We start from the raw sequence: 17,436 nt of genomic DNA on the forward strand, positions 1-17,436 counted from the left end.
TGGAAAAAGAGACATATGTCCTACATAATGTATGGGGAATGTGCAACTGTGAAATCAAGATTCGGAATCGTTGTTCTCCAACAATACGATATCTTCGCCCCGTTGTTGCCTGAGAGCAATATTGTCCCTCCCCCAAGCACACATGACATCCACGATGGTGTTGGCGGTAACGCCATATTCTGTAAGTCCATATTCTACTTTGGGAGGCATCTGTTGGTAGACATGTCTGGTGACAAGGCCGTCCCGCTCCAGCTCGCGCTATTGTTGAATTAACACTTGTTCCGGGATTTTTAAAAGTTAAAAGCTGAAACTCTTCATAAGAAATGTACTGAAAAGGACCTGGCTCACACATGGTGAAGTCCAGGTCCTGATCAATAAACGAAACATTAATAACCGAATAAAACTACATTTATTCTACGCGGAAATAATCGAAATCTGCATATCCTCCGGTAGACTTCGTTGCATAATTGAATAGTGCAAACCGATATCCCATAAAGTGTGGCAGGGTGTAAGACATTTGAAGTGTGTTGCCAATGGTTGTCCAGTTGCTACCATTCAGGCTATAAGCAAAGTAGGCTTTGTCGGTTTGGTTCGTAAAATCACAGATGACGCGTAGATAGATTCTGTTCTGGTTTAATGGCACAGTTGCTACTTCAGTCATGGTGCCGGAACTGGCATTAGCCATAACGATGGATTTGGTGCTGCCCGTCATTTTTACGCCGACAAAACCATATTTGGCCTGAAAAGCAGCGAGTCCAGCATAATCACCATCCTTCATGCCGGCTGTATCCAAAGCGGTCATTCCTGTGCTTTTTGGACCAAAGGTTCGTTGTGTCAGCGTGTTGCGGGCTTCTAACAGGTTCTTGCTGATTTTGCCTGCGGTTAACCGCATGAAACCGGGCCGCTGGAGCAGGGACCAGTTGGCAGCATCAGGGTTATGATTCCACTGCCAGAAAGTAGCGAGACTGGATGTACCGGAAGATGAATTGCTCGTCAGGGAGACGTCATCTACATAAAACGCCATCAAATCATTGGTCGGGTCCGGATTCGAGTTATACGGTGTTTCCACAAAAATAAAGCTTTGGGACAGGTCTGCATTTGACGGAACGGTATACGTACCTTGAATGGTACCCCACTGTCCGCGAGTTAACGTCGCACTGCCCATAATGGTAATTCCGGTGTAACTTGCACCGTTCTGGATGCTAAGATTGAACGTTTTGGTTGCAGGACCAGTAGTGTATTTGATCTTTGCCGAAAAAGAGTATGTTCCTCCAGGTACCAGCTTGCCTGTAACCATCTGTTTGGCTCCGCCTGCTGTCTGCTGTCTGCCGCTGACAAGCAAGCTTTTTGTACCGCTGAACACTTCGGCATTTGTTACGGTGATGTTCGCCGTATTGTTGCTGGTCCAGGGCTGAATGCTACTTTCCTCAAAGCCGCCGTTCACTAACAGTTGCGTTACTGAGGGTGTGCCTGATGTGGTTGCGTTGAACTCATCGGACCCGTAGATTTTGGCAGTAGGCTGACCTTCAACGGGCATATTCATGTTAAGGGGAACCTTGCCGTTCACCCCAAACACAGGCCAGTTATCCGACCACGTCACTGGAACAAGATAGGGGATGCGCCCAATGGCTCCGCTATCACGAAACAGCAAGCCGTACCAAGCGCCGGATGCGGTATCCACGATGCCTCCTTGGGCGATTCCCGAGTCTCTGAGTACAACTTTACCTGTGTATGGACCTGTCAATGTGTTTGCACGATAGGCAAGCTGAATGCGACCATCACCCGAAGGCCAGGCAATCAGGAATACATAGTACATACCATTGATCTTCTGAATGTGTGCTCCTTCTGCCTTTACAATCATGTTGGAGCCGGCAACACTGCTTGCGTTTGGAATCAGGACCTGATTGAGCCCGCCGGATTTAACGGCTTTGGCATCAGGTGTCAGCTCAACGATACTGATGTTATCACTGCCATGAACAAGAAAGGTTCGATTCCCATCAAACAAAAGGGAGGGGTCATGATAATAACTGTTCAATGTGTAAGGTGTCCATGGCCCTGTTTCAATATTGCTGGTTTGGTAAATATACGTCTTGCCCGTGGAAAGCGAGCCAAAGGCCACATAATATATACCGTTGTTGTACCGCAAGCTGCTCGCCCAGGAACCACGCCCATACTCGTTTTGTCCATTGTTCAGATTCTGTATATCCCCGTTTCCAAGCGTATCGTATACATAGTTTACGATGCTCCAGTTGACCAGATCATAAGATTTCATGACCGGGACTCCCGGATTCATATGCATCGTTGTGCTTGTCATATAAAATGCATTGCCCACCCGAATGACGTCACTGTCAGGAACATCCGCGTAAATAACCGGATTGCTGAACGTTGCGGCTGAAGCTGCCGGACTTGTCAAAGGGAATGATGTTATAAGCAAAGGAAGAGCGAGTAGAAGAGTACTGATTTTTTTCCACATATTCTATCCTCCCAATTGATCATGTCCTATGAATTAAAGCGAGTACTCCAGATAATCAATGTAAGCATCCCAAGTGCCATTATCCGTTGTTACGACCAACTTGATTTCCTGATTGCCTGTACCGTGAGTGATGCCGGTGAGGGTTTGAACGGTCGGCTCCGTTCCCGTGAAGTAGAAAGAACCGGCGGTTACACCCCCGATGACCAGATCAACACGGGCTGTACTATTATTGTTGGAAGCGCCGCGGACAGAGAATTGATGGGTTGGGAATGCAAAATATTGATTGTATGCTGCATAATCATTGTTCCCGTAAAGAGCGACTCCATTAAAAGGGGAACTGATCACACCAGCGTATTGGCCGCCAAGCGTCATATTCTCGGCTTCGTAACGGGTAACGTTTGGATTGGGATTTGGATTAGGATTTGGGTTACCGCCCGAACCGGATGTGAACTGCCAGTAGTCCAGTTTGAACAGATTTCCATTGCCCGAGCCTGTAAACACCAGATATAAACGATGTACCCCTGTAGCATTGGTAACATTGGTCTCCATCTCGCGCCAAGTTTGCGAACCGCCAGTTGAACTTACGTTAAGTGTTCCAACTAGTGGGCCTGTCGGACTGTCCAGTCGAACCTCGATGTTGCCATTTCCGGTAGAAGCGACATTGGCCTTGAACTTGGAGGCTCCAGCTGAGCCAAAATCAACATTGCCAACCGCGATCCAATCCCCGTTATGAATATTAGTGACATTCTGATTGGCTACAGGTCCACCGCTCGCTTGACTCGGTTCAGTGTTAATTCCTGCTTGCCAGCCAATGGTTTCGGCTTCCACCCGGACATACGGGTTGAGGTTAGTGGTCTGAGGTACACCTGTCATATTCCCCTGAACTTCCTGGATTGTTCCATCCGCATTATGTGTCAGTTTGTTGATATGTGTGGAACGGTACCCTTTACCATCACCGAGGAATGCCTTGCTTACCGTTTGCGCATGGTACGCCACATACCATTCGTTGTTGAATTGGAACACGGCATGGTGGTTATTGCCGCCTACACCGAAGAACGTGCCAGGATTTTTCAGAAAGTGTCCTTTATACGTGAAGGGCCCCATCGGGCTGTCGCTGACCATGTATCCGATCTCACCTTTCGGATATGCAGTGGGGTGTGTTCCCGCGAAGTTGATGCAGTAGGAGTAATAATATTTGCCGTTATACTTGTGGATGCCGGAATCTTCGAACATATAAGGAGAATCAATAGTCACAGCACTGCCCACCACACTGGTCATGTCGGCACCGAGACGAATGACCCGAGCTGTTTTGGGATTGGCAATGGAAGCAGCGTTGGTATCGTTCGGGATGCCGCCTCCAGCATACAAGTAAGCAGAGCCATCATCATCGACAAGTACAGCCGGATCAAAGAGCCAGGTTACGCCGGACATACCCGGTGTACCGTGAGTCAGGAGGGCACGACCAATTGGATCGGACCACGGTCCAATGGGGGAATCAGCCGTGAGTACGCCAATACCTCCACCCGAGTTGGCAAAATACAGGAAAAACTTTTCTTTGCCAGCAATGGTTTTCTTCGCCATGGCAGGAGCCCAGGACTGAGTAGCCCATTTGGCAATTCCTTGTCCATTATTGGCATTATTCGCACCCGCTACCGGGATGGAACCATGGTCTGTCCAGTTCACCATGTCAGCTGAGGAGATGACGTTAATTTTCCCAATCGTGCTGTACTGGTTCTCTCGGACAGAGCCGTCACTGTTGTACAGATATGCATCACCTGTCATGTAGACATAGACCCGATTGTTATGGACGAGCACATAAGGATCGGCTCCCAGTTTATGATCGATGAGGGGGTTAGAGTTTCCAGGAAGTTTGGCAACGGCTGCATTGGCTGCATGGCTTGATTCCATGGGCAGGGTGACAAAGATTAACAGACACGACAACAACAAAACTAGCGGTTTACGAATCATACGTTTCGCCTCCATGAGATTGGATTAGTTGGTGAGCTGAAATTCAGGATAGCTGAGATGATGAAATGCCGAAAAAACGAAAAGATTCTCCTCATGTCACCCCCTTCTTGAAATAATGGTTAGGTTGGCTGTTAGGTTAAGTCTTCATGTTGTCATATATGGTTTAAGCCAGACAACCTGTGCACCGGGTACGTGGTCACGGCAGCAAGGGGAGTGGCTATAACCCGAAGTAAGCCTGTATCTGTGGGTGCGATTAGAAAAGCTATAATCTGTCAGGTTTCTTTTTGTAATCGCTTTCAATAAAATGGGTTAGAACACTGAAATTTGGCGAAGAAAGAGGTTTGGCCACATTTAAATGTAATTATATTTCATATTTTCTTTTAAATGTTTATTAACTTGACGATATCATATCACAATTTTAAGATAATACAATCTTTTTCTATTTTTTAGTAGAGGATGAAGAAAATGATTATTCTATGTGTTTAACATTGGGCTTGATGGTAAAATACGATCTCATATTCTATAAAACTACACTTTCAAGCATAGCTTTACCCGGCCAACAATTAGATACGAGAAAAAGACGTCTTAAGCTGTGACCGTTTCCCTGGAATCTACCAGAGGAACGGTTATTTTCGTTTTTTTCTGGAATCGATCCTGGTTATATAACAAAATCTACTCTTACTTGCTGACCAACTTTGACATTGCATAATTTCTTCTCTTTGTTGTACATATTTCAGTTTTTGTATAGCTAAAGCCCTGTGCTTAAAAGGTTGTTAAGTGATAATGGTGGGTTGCCCCCTGTGTTTTGTCCACACCGTTGATTGAGTGTTTGAATATTACTATCGAGTGAGCTTATGCCAAATACTGCTAGAGTCAGAGGTTCATAAAGGTGGGATGGGAAAAATGGCTATTTTGTCAACTGGGCCGATTGAAAACAATCCGGTTTCCGGGGTTAGACCGACACAACAGGTAACGATTAGATTGGTAAGTCGGGCTGAGGTGGATTCTGTAACAGTATCCATTCAGGGGTATGTGCTAAGCACAACAAGAACGCTGTATGTGAGTGAAGTAATCAGTATTGCCCCTAATGAAGCAGTGACCAGAACTTATTTTGCAGATTTAGATGCTTTTGAGTTTGTTTTTGGAACAGATGCGGAAGGCGTGGAGGAAGTAGAAATTTCAGTGTGGGGCAAACAAGCCTCTGGACAATTGGTTGATGCACACCGAGTGGTAGAGCACGAAAAAACAGTCAAGAACAGCTAAAAGATAAAATTTACTCAAAAAGGAGATGTAACGATGAGCTTTTTATCAACAGGGCCAATAGAAAATAATGCTGTTAGCGGTGTAAGACCGACTCAGACAGTTACAGTTAAAATTGATAACCGCAGTGATGTGACTACCTCAACCATACAAATACAAGGGTATTACATGAGTGGTGGAATGAGAGTTCTGTATGTCAGTGAGACTTTCGACCTTGCACCCAATCAGGTAATAACCAACAACTATTTTGCCAATCTGGATGCCTTCGAGTTTACTTTTACAACAACAGCGACGATTAATGATCCTGTTCAAGTATCCGTATGGGGTAAGAGCAGCACAGGCGCTTTGGTAACAGCCCATCGTTTGGTTTCTTCCGAATTGCTGGGCGAAACCCCAAGCATCAACGGAGCTACAGGCGCAACTGGGGCTACGGGGGCGACAGGCACACCAGGGACAGCTGGAGTGACAGGTGCAACAGGAGCACAAGGCACAGCAGGTACAACAGGTGTAACCGGAGCAACAGGCACAGCAGGTACAACGGGAGTAACCGGAGCAACAGGCACGGCAGGTACAACAGGTGTAACCGGAGCGACAGGCACAGCAGGTACAACCGGAGTAACGGGAGCGACAGGCACAGCAGGTACAACCGGAGTAACGGGAGCGACAGGCACGCCAGGTACAACCGGAGTAACGGGAGCGACAGGCACAGCAGGTACAACGGGTGTAACCGGAGCGACAGGCACAGCGGGGACAACGGGTGTAACCGGAGCGACAGGCGCATCAGGTACAACCGGAGTAACCGGAGCGACAGGCACAGCAGGTACAACCGGAGTAACGGGAGCGACAGGCACGCCAGGTACAACGGGTGTAACAGGTGCGACAGGCGCAGCAGGTACAACGGGAGTAACGGGAGCAACAGGCACGGCAGGTACAACAGGAGCAACAGGCGCACCAGGTACAACGGGAGTAACCGGAGCAACAGGTACAACCGGGGCTACGGGTGCGAGTGGTTCTGGAACAATTATTCCTTATGCATCAGGACTTCCCGTTGTGTTGACTACAGTTTTGGGTGGACTTTTGAATACTTCCAGTTTAGTTGGTTTTGGTAACAGTTCTACCGGAGTAAGTGTTAACGGAGGAATTATTGATCTCACAGGCGCTGCAGGCACATTGCTTAACTTTGCTTTCTCAGCATCGCGTGCAGGAACGATTACTTCACTGGCCGCTTATTTCAGCACAACAGCCGGACTTAGTTTGGTTGGATCTACAGTAACCTTAACTGCACAATTATTCCGATCCACTACACCTAATAACTCCTTTACAGCTGTACCGGGTGCATTGGTAACCTTAGCTCCTCCACTGACCGGCATTTTGGCACTGGGCACAATATCCAGCGGGGTGACTACAGGACTGAGTATTCCGGTATCTGCCGGTGACCGCCTGCTTATGGTGTTCTCAGCATCAGTAACAGCCGGAATTGATGTGGCTACAACGGTAGCCGGATATGCAAGTGGGGGCCTTACCATCACTTAACGGAAAATGGGCTATATAACAAGTTTAAAGACAGGGACTCTTGCCAACATGGTGAGAGGTCCCTGTTTATGTGTGTGCTTTTGTTTTCAAACTCTCTTCAAATGAAAGATAAGGACTATACAAAAACATAAAAAGACGAGGATTGCTCCTCGCCTCGTACATACCGTGGCCTACTCAATTTCACTCTGTTTTGGTTAGGCTGTCTACGACAAATTTAAGTTGGGCTTCCAACGAAATTGGGTCACTAAACACGAAGCCATGGCTTTCCTCGCGATAAACGTGATTATTCTGGACAGCAGGGAGGTTATCCCAGATAGGACCTTCAAAAACGGAATCTCCACTCTCATCACCTGTCCATCCACTTACAAAGATATAATCTCCTGCATATTGTGGTAACAATTCAAGTGATAACTTGGCCCAACCTTTGCCGCTATCGATGGCTTCCTTCTGAATGATCGGCGGTGCCTTCAGGTCAAACTCGCCATAAATAATATCTCCACCTCTACCAAAGCTCCCGTAGGCATAAAATTCTTTGGCACTTCCCGTATCAAAAATCGAAACCGTGCGATCACCTACCGCTTGCTCCACGAGTGGTTTATATTCAGCGATCTTAGCATCCCACTCTGCGATCCAGGCCTTCGCTTGCTCTTCTCTACCAGTCATCTTGCCAAAATCCATCAATTGCTCCCGTAGAGGTATTCCATATTCAACAGCGACGGTCGGCGCAATTTTGGACAGTTTTTCGATCGTTTCAGGGTCATTCCAAACGACAATTAAATCCGGTTGCAACTCCATGATTTTCTCGTAGGGTACATCGTTACCGATGTTGACAACGTCATCGAGCTTTCCTTCTGTATAACTGTTAAAGGACTCATCACCAGTTCCAACAGGCTTAAGGCCAAGAGCTAGCAAATGACCGGTAAAGGCTCCTGCAACCATTACTACCCTTTGAGGTTTTTTTGGGATTTGTACTTCACCGTTAACCGCAGAATAGGTTACCATCTCCGAGCTTCCGTTTGTGGTGTTATTGATATTACTCTCTGCACCTACAGTTGGACTTTGCGTACTGCCAGTGCTTCCATTCGTGTTTGCTGGCCTGGAACATGCGCTAACCAATAGAGTTAGGCACAACAGTAGGGTAATTCCTACAGGTAGTTTGCTTCTATACATCCGTAAATCTCCTTTTTCGCTATGTTGATAATGATTATCATTTCTGATATCAATATAACGACGGAGTTTACGCGGAGCAATGGATGATCGAAGCCTAAGGATAGGACGATAAGAACCTTTTGTCACTTGTCCGGACTCATCCTTGAATTGCTTTGGTGTGACTCCCGTATGTTTTTTGAACATTCTTATAAAATAGGATACATCAGCATATCCGACGCTTGCAGCGACTTCTTGCAGAGATAACTCGGTCTTTTGCAGCAGCGTTACTGCTTTGTTCATCCTAATACCGATTAAGTAATCGATTAGACTTGCGCCAGTTTCACGTCGGAAGTACTTGGACAGATAAGGGACGCTGTAATGGAATGTATGAGCGAGGGTTTCCCGCGTCATCGGCTTGGCGTAGTGCTCCTGCATATAGCGAATAAGCTGAGAAGCAAGGTTAGGCCTAACAATGCTTACCTGCTGTTGATCCATTTGTCTGAGCAATTCATATACAAATTGATAGAATAGTGTTTTGGTATGGAGTCGCTCCAAGCGTCCCGGTTTATTCCACTCGCCCAGCATTCGCTCAGTGATTTCGTAGAGGATGGCAGGATGATATGGAATAAAACCGTACTGGAGGTGGAATGGCAATGGTTGATCCGGTTGTTGAAGTGTATGCTGCTTGCCAGATAGCGGTAAGGAGGCTTTGTAGAAAATCAGGTAATAATGAAAGGATTCGTCCGTTAGGATGATGTCCAGACGGGTGTTTTTGCCCCCATGAAGCATATAAAATGGTTTGGTAGCATGCTCATTTCCATCTAAGATCACGGTTGCATTGCCATTCGTTACGTACAAAAAGGCGCTGGCAGGGAACAGGTAAGGACGTACGCACTCGTCGGCCTGTATGACAATATGTCGTACATCCATGATTTTGAGCGATGCACAATTCCAGATGAGTATGTGTTCTTGTACATTCAAGGTTGCTTTCAATAGAGAGTTGTCTTCCTTTCATGAGCTGTTGAAGCCAGCCTTTTATGTGGTGAGGTTATTATATAATAATATTAGTGGCTTCTTGAAAAAAAACTGAAATACAGCTGCTGCAATGCGATATACCTATTCCGAAGTCTAAATGAATTGTGTTGCAGGTGAAAAACGATCTATAATAACAGATGTATAAAAATACATATTTTAGGGAGAGCCAAGATGGGAAAAATATTGTTAATAGCACTATTAGGTATGATCATGTTATTTGGAGTGGTACCTGCATATGGTGCAGGAACTTCTGGAAATTCTTTAATATGGGAGGGTTATAACGACAACGGAAGAATGGTGGGTATTAATTTCACAACGTTTACAGGCAAAAAAAGCACAACGAAATCTATTTATAATAAGCAAGCTTCACAGCAAAAAATTATTGGGAATTGGATTTATTTTTTAGTAGAGGAAGAAGAAGATCATTATTCTATCGCTAAGATTAAAACAGATGGTTCGGCATTCGCTTACGTATCCCGAGATGATAATTTTGCAAGTTTTGATGTTGCTGGAGATACGATTTACTTTGTGAAAAGTGAATACAACGGTAATTTGTACGATGATTTGTCTTATGGCTCAATGAAGACAGATGGTACGAAGAAACAGATTATTTTGCCTGTATCTCCTTTTTATAATTTTGAGATTAATAAAGAGTATGTATACTATACGGAGCGGCATACAGACTTGTTTTATCGTATGAAAAAAGATGGTACCGCGACTAAATCATTATCCTCAAAAGGTGTGTCAGTATACAAATTTTATGGTAATGTGTTGTTTTTTTCTGAGATGATAGATGGAGGGTATAGTTCCAGAGGTGTCTTTGCAGAGTTGGATGGAGCCAGAAAAAAGACATTTGCATCAGATGGTTATATTCATCCTTTAGCATACTTGAATAATAAGTTCTATTACCGAAAAAATACGATAGACAAAGTAGGCAATACTAAAAGTATTATTTATGTTTATAATCGCTATACAGGTAAGAAGAATAAATTTGCTTCTTTAGATTATTATGACCGCTTCTTAGGACAAGTTGGAAACAGTCTTGCATTCCTAACCTTTCCAAAAGGAGATGTGTATAAAATTGGGCTTGATGGAAAGTGAAAATAAATCTGGTCATATTCGCCCGCCTTCCTGGCGGGCTTTTTGTCACCTTTCAATATGTTTTCCCGGTAGCACTGGATTCTCCTTATATTGATCTAGTCGCTCCAACTTTCGGAATACAACTTCATATTTGTGTGACCCGCTTCTTCCAGTGTGATCACATCCGTTAGGGCAAGCCGAGACGTCTGAGCCATAGCGGACCATGAAGGTTTACTTAGTGCGATGTTTATAGTCTTCCAAAGGCTACGATCAACGCAAGAACTATAAAAAAGATATTTACGCCGAGCTCCCGGTACTCTTTACGCGAAACATGAAACAGCATTCCAAGCAGTGTGACCGTAGCCAAAGCGATTGCGGCGATCGGCGTAAGCACCGGAGTGATGTTCAGTGCCCAAGGCAAAACAAGGCCCAGCGCTCCTAGTAGCTCCGCGATACCGATCCAAATAACTAGACTTTTTGGCACATCATTAACCCAGGCCCAGGTCTTTTTTGACGACTCGATACGAATGGTTTTCATCCATCCTGAATATATGAAACCTAGCGCCAATATAAGTTGTACGATCCATAACGTTACATTCATCTTTCTTATCCCCTCACTTGCTCGATTTTAATATCTGCCTCTATACTAAAGTGAGAAGGCCCAATCTGGAAGTAGGCACTTAAACCTAACCAGGTAACCAAAAGTATACCCGGGTATGGTCAGAAAGTGAGGAATAAGAATGACGGTATATTGTAAATTCGGAACGGCCTTGGATATCCTTACGGGTAAATGGAAATCTTTGATTCTTCTACGACTGCTGAGCAACGGTACAATGCGGTTCAGCGAATTACAAAAAGCCATTCCAGATATTTCAAAAAAAATGCTGACCCAGCAGTTAAAAGAACTGGAGTATCACGATATTGTACATCGCGAAGTATATGCTCAAATTCCCCCTAAGGTCGAATACTCGATTACGGAGTACGGACAGCTCATGAAACCTGTGCTCCAGACAATGAGCGACTGGGGAGCCGGCCATATGCAGCATATGGAGAAGCTGTACAGCGAAGAAGACGAAAAAGGAGCACACCCATCCGAACCTCGGAAAATCGATTCCTTGGGGTGATAGGGTGACAAGGGAGAGTTAGTTTTGAATAAACAAAAAATTGTGATCATTGGTGCAGGGATTGTTGGGGCGTGTATGGCCTATCATCTAGCCAAACGAAATCAAGATGTAACTGTTATTGAACGCCACTCAGCCGCGGCGCGTGAAGTCACGGAAAAATCATTTGCCTGGATACATACGACGCATAGAGTGGCTCCTGAATACTGGCATTTGTACGATGCAGCTGTGGAAGAGTATCACACACTTCAGCAAGAGTTGTCCGAACTGAAAATTCATTGGCATGGCGCGCTAACTTGGGACACTCCGCCTCTAAGGGAGCAACACTTTCAAAAATTAAACCGGGAGCAGCTTGAGGCATTGGAGCCCAATCTGAAGGAATATCCGGATGAAGCCATGTTTGTCAGCGAAGAAGGTGCGGTGGACCCTATAGCGGTAACGGAGCTGTTGTTGAGCAAAGCGCAAGAGTACGGAGCAAAGATTCAGTTCGACACCAACGTTACACAGCTGAAGCAAGAGGGTTCCCGTCTGGTTGGTGTTCATACGTCCAAGGGTTTTGTGGAGTCGGATGTTGTGGTATTGGCCGCAGGAACAGGTACACCCGAACTTTGTAACCCGTTAGGTTGTCACGTGCCGGTAACTTCGTCACCTTCAATTCTGATTCGGATGAAAACTGCTAATAAACGGATACACACATTAATCTCCAATGCGCAATTTGAAGCGCGTCAACTGACAGATTATACGCTGCTGGCTGCGGAAGATTATATCGACGAGTCGGAGGAAAACGGACCACAGGCGGTCGGTAAGCGAGCTTACGATACATTGCGTCGCAGTCTCAAGCACGGAAATCAACTGGAACTGGAGAGCATAAAGGTTGGATGGAGACCCATGCCTGAAGACGGTTATCCGATTGTGGGCTTCCATGATCACATGAATGGACTTTATCTGACGGTAATGCATTCTGCAATTACGCTGGCGCCGCTGATTGCGAATCTGGCTGCAAGTGAAATTATTGATGGCAAATCAAGAAATGAATTAGACCCTTGTCGCCTCTCACGGTTTTAGAATCACCACACAATGAAAAGGACATCGCTCAAGTGGCGATGTCCTTTTCATTGTGTTTATTTGTTGGAGTCCTCTAAACTTCACCAGTAGCCACCGGATTCTCCTCATAACTAAGTCGCTGGCGATTGGCAATTCCATGCTAGCTATTCATCTACATGTGAATCTCGCTAGCGGATTTGGCACCTTGACTTTCAAGCCACGGGATCAGCTCAGCTGAAAAATTACGTTTTGCTGTATCCAGTGGAGTCATTCCATCCCAGGTGGCTATCCAGTTCAGTTCGGCGCCTTGGTCAAGCAGGCATTCGGCTGTTTCTCTTTGACCTCCATGGCAAGCACACCAGAAGGCAACGGTTACTGCATCGGGAGGAGAAGGGGAAGTGCTTGTTCCCCAAGGATAACTTCCCGGGAGTTGGGCCCCTTTAAAATGTTCTTGTATAGCGTGAATATCTCCAAGGGCGGCCGCATGCCAAAGGGCAAAGATCGCGCCGCGCTCAACCAAGCGCCGTGCTGCATCCCATTGTGCAAAAGCAATAGCATCATCCAGCGGCGTGCCACCGGCGATCACCGCGCCAGGCGTTTCAATGTCTGCGCCAGCATCAAGAAGGGCATCAAGCACTTGAACATCATTGGAGCTTGCAGCCCAATGTAAAGGTGTCTCGATGTTTGGACCGACAAAAGGAGCGTTCACTTCCGCACCGAACTTGGTCAATACTCGCACGGCATCCGCTCCATTAGGGAAGTGCCCCGGCCAATCCGTCACCACGTGCAGCAGCGTTCGAGAGATCCTGGAGTATGCATCTACGTTGTCAGGCTTTCTTTCCAATATTCTTATGTTTGCCAATCCCGGATTCTCTGCCAGCAGTTGCTCTAACGTTGGAATATCTCCAGTGTGAATGGCTTGAATAACGCTCACTGCAAGTTTTTCATCTTCGTGAATAAACTCCATGCTCAAATCTCCTTCCAGGCTTATATCCATATTCATGAAAGCATCTGAACTGCACATCTGGCATGATACTCCGCGAGGCCTCTTGCGAATTGCTGATCGGGGAATTGTCTGTGAAGCAGTTTCAGTCCTCCTGATATCAAGGACAAATGATGGCAAAATCGATAAAATGTCATCCGCTCCGGGTCGAGATCATTATTTTTTAAGTAGTGATAAAAGTCTCCAAATCGAAACTCCAGAAAGCTATGCTCATGTTCGAGATCGAAGAATCCTGCACCCTCAATATCAATAAGGCATGGTTGCATAGCATGATCTATCCATATATGATCCGGACCTAACTCTCCATGAATGAAACTATAGAGATCTCTGGGTTGAATTGCTGCTTCCAATTCGCAAAGTTTCTCAAGCAACCTTTCGTCATTTTTCCTTATATCTGTCATGTGTTTGGATGCATAGGATAAGGCTGTTTCGGCATCCAACCGCTGAACTTGGTAGCAAGGCCCAGCCTTTTTGTTGTTATCGTTGGCGCTTCCATAAACGTTTCTTTGGATGTTATGCATATTAGACAACATATCCCTGATCCGTTGAAACAACTCATCCCGATCTTTGTGATTTTTATGCTGAAAATATGCTTCGGCTTTCTGTCCATCCACATACTCAACAAGAGCAAAATCATAAGAGCGCTGGTCTCTATCGTTATTTAGATCATACAAGATTGGTGTTCGAATTCCATGTTGAGCGAGAAAGCGAGTATTCAAAGAGAAAAGTTCGCTGCCATAGGAACTGTGGAAAGTGGGTTCATTCAAGATCTCTTCCTGAAAATAGTTGCTGGAAATATCCCAAACGTACAGCATACAAGTGAAACCATTCGTGCAGTCAATTTTGTAAATGACTTTTTGTGCGCCTCCATGTATTCTTGCGCTCTGCGTTATGAGGTAACTGGCACCAAATACATGTTGCACATAATCCTGTAATTCTTCACGAGTAAGATGGTTGTTGGACATCATCGACTTAAGCTCCGTTTCAACTGTATTTTGCCGGCCAGCAACCTAAATATATAGAACATTTTCCCAAAAATATAGACTGTTTCTTTTTGATCTGTTAAAGTGTTGATTAAGGTCTGTATATTCATATGTATATCAAAGCAAGGGGTCGGGTACTCACGTTAGTGGGTGATCCGGCCCCTATTTTGCATGCAAGTTGACTCTCTATTGACTAATATATGACCAATGATTTTAAGGAGCTGGGAAGCCATCTTACATTTCAATGAACATCTTTTATTATGGAACAAGGCATCTATTAAAATAATGGATATTCGCCATATAACTATGCAAAGGAAGGAGGGACTTCACTCCTTCCGATTCCCCCTCGTTCCATGCGTTAACGAATCTAGCACATCTTAAATGGTGGATTATGAAAGACTACAAGGTTTAACAAACCTCAGTAACGCTATTCCGTCATAAAACGGTGTCAACACCTTAAAAATGGACCGAACTGACGAAATAACGTCTCTGGGATTCGTTAGAATTTAAACTTGTGCTAATGAGAGCAAATAGCGTGTGCTAGATTCATTAAAACAATATAACCCTAACGAAGGTCCGCATCGTTCGATGTGGGCCTCTATGTAGTCTATAAAAAATAAAAAAGTACACCAACAAAAGATGAATCTAACTTGTCATGGTGTTTTATTTATCGCTATTTGACCCGTATAATTGATTAAAATGTACTTCATTCGGAAGGAGACATCATTCTTTGAACTATTATTTTCTGGAATCTCAATACCCACGTAGAGGGTTTATTAGTGGCGGAACAACCTTCACTCCCCAATTAGATATGAATTATTTGGCGATAAAGAATCCGTTGCCAGAGGGGACAATGGCAGAGGTTGAGTTACTGTCTACGGTGCGCAACCTGAACGTAGATTATTTTGAGACGATCACAGGAACGAGACACGTATCAGATCGTTTTAAAACGCTGTTGGAGGAAACGAAAACAAACACACAGTTTATTCCGACAACGGTGTGTTACCACGACGGTCGTGCGGTTGAAAAAACCTATTGGACTGCACATCAGCTTGATCGTTTGGATGTTTTTGATTATGAACTTTCGGAATATGGGCGCAAAGCGGTCATTGCTGCATCTGTACAACAGCCTCCACGTAAGATCGTCAAAGTTGTATCTCAAATCTGCCTTCATGAAGAGCGAATTGGCGAGCATGAATTTTTTATGCTGGATTATATAAATATCTTCAAACCCATTGTTTCAAAAGATTTTTACGAAGTATGCCGAAAACATAAGCTGAATCTAAACGTTACAGAAGTCGGAGATGTAAGCACCTAAAATGTATGGATATAATGAAAGCACAAAGAAGCCCACGCAAAACGTGGGCTCTTAGTCTTTATTTTTCCCCGGTAGCCACCGGATTCTTAGATTGTGAGTTGCTTAACTCGCCAAAATGATGTTAATGTCCTTTATAGTTTGATTTCGTGCACCTTCTACATTTAAGCCATGCTTAGTATAAAATTTAATACCTTCTGAGAGAGAAAAAGTAAAGTTACTACTGGAACCGTTATACAGGGATTCTAAAGAGTTTTGATAATTTATTATATCAAAAGATACTTGAGAGTTGAAAATTATGCCGTGATGTGTACTTTCACTCATTAGATATGATTTGATTGACTGTTTTTTCGTTTCTGTTGGGGGCATAAGAGGAATTGAAGATGGATTAGTCTCAAATGGTTGAATTAAATCCATTTCAATTTGATTCTCTATAGTTAAATTATCAGCACCAACAAATGTATAAAACCTTTTACCATATTTTTTAGTGACTTCACGTAGATTTAAATCAGTCCGAGATTCATTTAAAAGGTATGCATAGGTTTCTAACATTGGAAAATCACCAAATACTTCTTTGGAACTTGGATTAAAGTTGTAAGTTACATTAAAGAGGTAATCCTCAATAGATAGGTTCCCAGAGAGATCAAATCGAGTCTTGTTGTAAGCTGTGGTATCATCATAACCCAGAGAAGTGTAGAATTGCTTGCCAGCGATAATTGATTTCTGTTCAAGTTCTTTGTTTAACTCCACTTCATTAAGATTTTCAGCGTAGTTTTTTAATGTTTTGAGTTGACTCTGGTTTAAATTATGTTCAGCAAGACTATATAGTAAGTAGCTTTCTTTCAGAGATATGTCTTGATTAGTATTAAAGATGAAACTTGGATACTTTGTATGTGGGACTAGTGACGAAATCCCGAGATAACTAAAGTTGTCATTGATATAATTATTAGGATGCGTTCTGTAGTGTGGTCTAACATAGGTACCATCTTTTCGGTAATATCCGTTTACATATACGAGATTTTCAATCTCAGCATTTCCTACATAATTATTTCCTTTGTACAGATTGACTGTATTTGACAAGCCGAAATAATTATTATCTTGAGTGTACGTAGGTACGTAAGGTTTATAACTAGAGTTATTATCTGTTGTCCCACAGCCTCTATAGTATCCACTCACTCTCGTTCCATTTTTCTTAGTATAACCACTTACGTATGTACATTTAGCTTCAGCAAATCTAGGTGAAATAGAATCTAGGAGTAATGATAGCAATGCTATAGTGAATACGATCACTATAAATTTCTTTAACGAATTGTTTTTTACCAAGTAATATCTCTCCTTAGGACTTTAGTAGGTACTCTATTTCCTTATAGTACCATTTCTTCGTGAGGAATGAAGTTTTTTTTATGTAGTTTAGTTCACGTTACATGTTCATATCTATTTTAGAAACGTTTTTTAAGAAGTACACTTGGTAA

At 44.0% G+C, this 17,436-nt stretch carries 14 protein-coding genes; 6 read left to right on the plus strand and 8 right to left on the minus strand.

Annotated elements, in window-relative coordinates:
* Positions 1–54: 54 nt before the first annotated feature.
* The 3 genes from MKY28_RS04065 to MKY28_RS04075 form a co-directional block, all read right to left on the minus strand.
* Positions 55–252, minus strand: a complete 198-nt coding sequence (locus MKY28_RS04065; protein WP_340937823.1) for a winged helix-turn-helix transcriptional regulator — start codon at positions 250–252, stop codon at positions 55–57.
* Positions 253–409: 157 nt separating this feature from the next.
* Positions 410–2,473: a beta-xylosidase family glycoside hydrolase gene (locus MKY28_RS04070; protein ID WP_340935055.1), complete on the minus strand. Its 2,064-nt coding sequence runs from the start codon at positions 2,471–2,473 to the stop codon at positions 410–412.
* A 33-nt stretch (positions 2,474–2,506) separates the two neighbouring features.
* Positions 2,507–4,441, minus strand: coding sequence for a carbohydrate-binding protein (locus MKY28_RS04075; RefSeq protein WP_036668624.1), 1,935 nt, complete (start codon positions 4,439–4,441; stop codon positions 2,507–2,509).
* A gap of 903 nt (positions 4,442–5,344) precedes the next feature.
* On the opposite strand from MKY28_RS04075, the gene MKY28_RS04080 reads away from it, so the two are divergent.
* Together MKY28_RS04080 and MKY28_RS04085 are read left to right on the plus strand one after the other, a co-directional pair.
* Entirely contained in the window at positions 5,345–5,704 is a 360-nt protein-coding gene (locus MKY28_RS04080) for a hypothetical protein (protein ID WP_340935058.1), read from the plus strand.
* Positions 5,705–5,737: 33 nt separating this feature from the next.
* Positions 5,738–7,234: an exosporium glycoprotein BclB-related protein gene (locus MKY28_RS04085; protein ID WP_340935060.1), complete on the plus strand. Its 1,497-nt coding sequence runs from the start codon at positions 5,738–5,740 to the stop codon at positions 7,232–7,234.
* A gap of 180 nt (positions 7,235–7,414) precedes the next feature.
* Here the strand turns inward: MKY28_RS04085 and MKY28_RS04090 are convergent, their stop codons facing one another.
* Entirely contained in the window at positions 7,415–9,364 is a 1,950-nt protein-coding gene (locus MKY28_RS04090) for an AraC family transcriptional regulator (RefSeq protein WP_340935061.1), read from the minus strand.
* Between the two features lie 225 nt (positions 9,365–9,589).
* On the opposite strand from MKY28_RS04090, the gene MKY28_RS04095 reads away from it, so the two are divergent.
* Entirely contained in the window at positions 9,590–10,519 is a 930-nt protein-coding gene (locus tag MKY28_RS04095) for a DUF5050 domain-containing protein (RefSeq protein ID WP_340935063.1), read from the plus strand.
* A 226-nt stretch (positions 10,520–10,745) separates the two neighbouring features.
* Here MKY28_RS04095 and MKY28_RS04100 read toward each other — a convergent pair whose 3' ends face one another.
* Positions 10,746–11,099 carry a DoxX family protein gene (locus MKY28_RS04100; protein ID WP_340935066.1) on the minus strand — a complete coding sequence of 118 codons (354 nt, stop codon included), beginning with the start codon at positions 11,097–11,099 and terminating at the stop codon, positions 10,746–10,748.
* A 139-nt stretch (positions 11,100–11,238) separates the two neighbouring features.
* Here MKY28_RS04100 and MKY28_RS04105 point away from each other — a divergent pair, with 139 nt between their 5' ends.
* Complete coding sequence (locus MKY28_RS04105) at positions 11,239–11,622, plus strand: winged helix-turn-helix transcriptional regulator (RefSeq protein ID WP_076254337.1); 384 nt, start codon at positions 11,239–11,241, stop codon at positions 11,620–11,622.
* A 24-nt stretch (positions 11,623–11,646) separates the two neighbouring features.
* Entirely contained in the window at positions 11,647–12,684 is a 1,038-nt protein-coding gene (locus MKY28_RS04110; RefSeq protein WP_340935069.1) for an NAD(P)/FAD-dependent oxidoreductase, read from the plus strand.
* Between the two features lie 151 nt (positions 12,685–12,835).
* Here MKY28_RS04110 and MKY28_RS04115 read toward each other — a convergent pair whose 3' ends face one another.
* The gene (locus tag MKY28_RS04115; RefSeq protein WP_340935070.1) at positions 12,836–13,597 is read right to left on the minus strand and encodes an ankyrin repeat domain-containing protein; all 762 of its coding nucleotides are present in this window, start codon (positions 13,595–13,597) and stop codon (positions 12,836–12,838) included.
* Positions 13,598–13,662: 65 nt separating this feature from the next.
* The gene (locus tag MKY28_RS04120) at positions 13,663–14,634 is read right to left on the minus strand and encodes a phosphotransferase (protein ID WP_340935072.1); all 972 of its coding nucleotides are present in this window, start codon (positions 14,632–14,634) and stop codon (positions 13,663–13,665) included.
* 745 nt (positions 14,635–15,379) lie between these two features.
* On the opposite strand from MKY28_RS04120, the gene MKY28_RS04125 reads away from it, so the two are divergent.
* On the plus strand, positions 15,380–15,967 hold the full coding sequence (locus tag MKY28_RS04125; protein WP_340935073.1) for an imm11 family protein: 588 nt from the start codon (positions 15,380–15,382) through the stop codon (positions 15,965–15,967).
* Between the two features lie 102 nt (positions 15,968–16,069).
* Here the strand turns inward: MKY28_RS04125 and MKY28_RS04130 are convergent, their stop codons facing one another.
* Entirely contained in the window at positions 16,070–17,287 is a 1,218-nt protein-coding gene (locus MKY28_RS04130) for a hypothetical protein (RefSeq protein ID WP_282320615.1), read from the minus strand.
* Positions 17,288–17,436: the final 149 nt, after the last annotated feature.

It is taken from the genome of Paenibacillus sp. FSL R5-0473, from assembly GCF_038004565.1.
Classification (GTDB): Bacteria; Bacillota; Bacilli; order Paenibacillales; family Paenibacillaceae; genus Paenibacillus; species Paenibacillus amylolyticus.

Excerpts from the sequence above, each read along its gene's own strand:
- MKY28_RS04070 (WP_340935055.1), bottom strand. The coding sequence starts at position 2,473 with ATGTGGAAAAAAATCAGTACTCTTCTACTCGCTCTTCCTTTGCTTATA.
- MKY28_RS04075 (WP_036668624.1), bottom strand. The coding sequence starts at position 4,441 with ATGATTCGTAAACCGCTAGTTTTGTTGTTGTCGTGTCTGTTAATCTTT.
- MKY28_RS04080 (WP_340935058.1), top strand. The coding sequence starts at position 5,345 with ATGGCTATTTTGTCAACTGGGCCGATTGAAAACAATCCGGTTTCCGGG.
- MKY28_RS04085 (WP_340935060.1), top strand. The coding sequence starts at position 5,738 with ATGAGCTTTTTATCAACAGGGCCAATAGAAAATAATGCTGTTAGCGGT.
- MKY28_RS04095 (WP_340935063.1), top strand. The coding sequence starts at position 9,590 with ATGGGAAAAATATTGTTAATAGCACTATTAGGTATGATCATGTTATTT.
- MKY28_RS04100 (WP_340935066.1), bottom strand. The coding sequence starts at position 11,099 with ATGAATGTAACGTTATGGATCGTACAACTTATATTGGCGCTAGGTTTC.
- MKY28_RS04105 (WP_076254337.1), top strand. The coding sequence starts at position 11,239 with ATGACGGTATATTGTAAATTCGGAACGGCCTTGGATATCCTTACGGGT.
- MKY28_RS04120 (WP_340935072.1), bottom strand. The coding sequence starts at position 14,634 with ATGATGTCCAACAACCATCTTACTCGTGAAGAATTACAGGATTATGTG.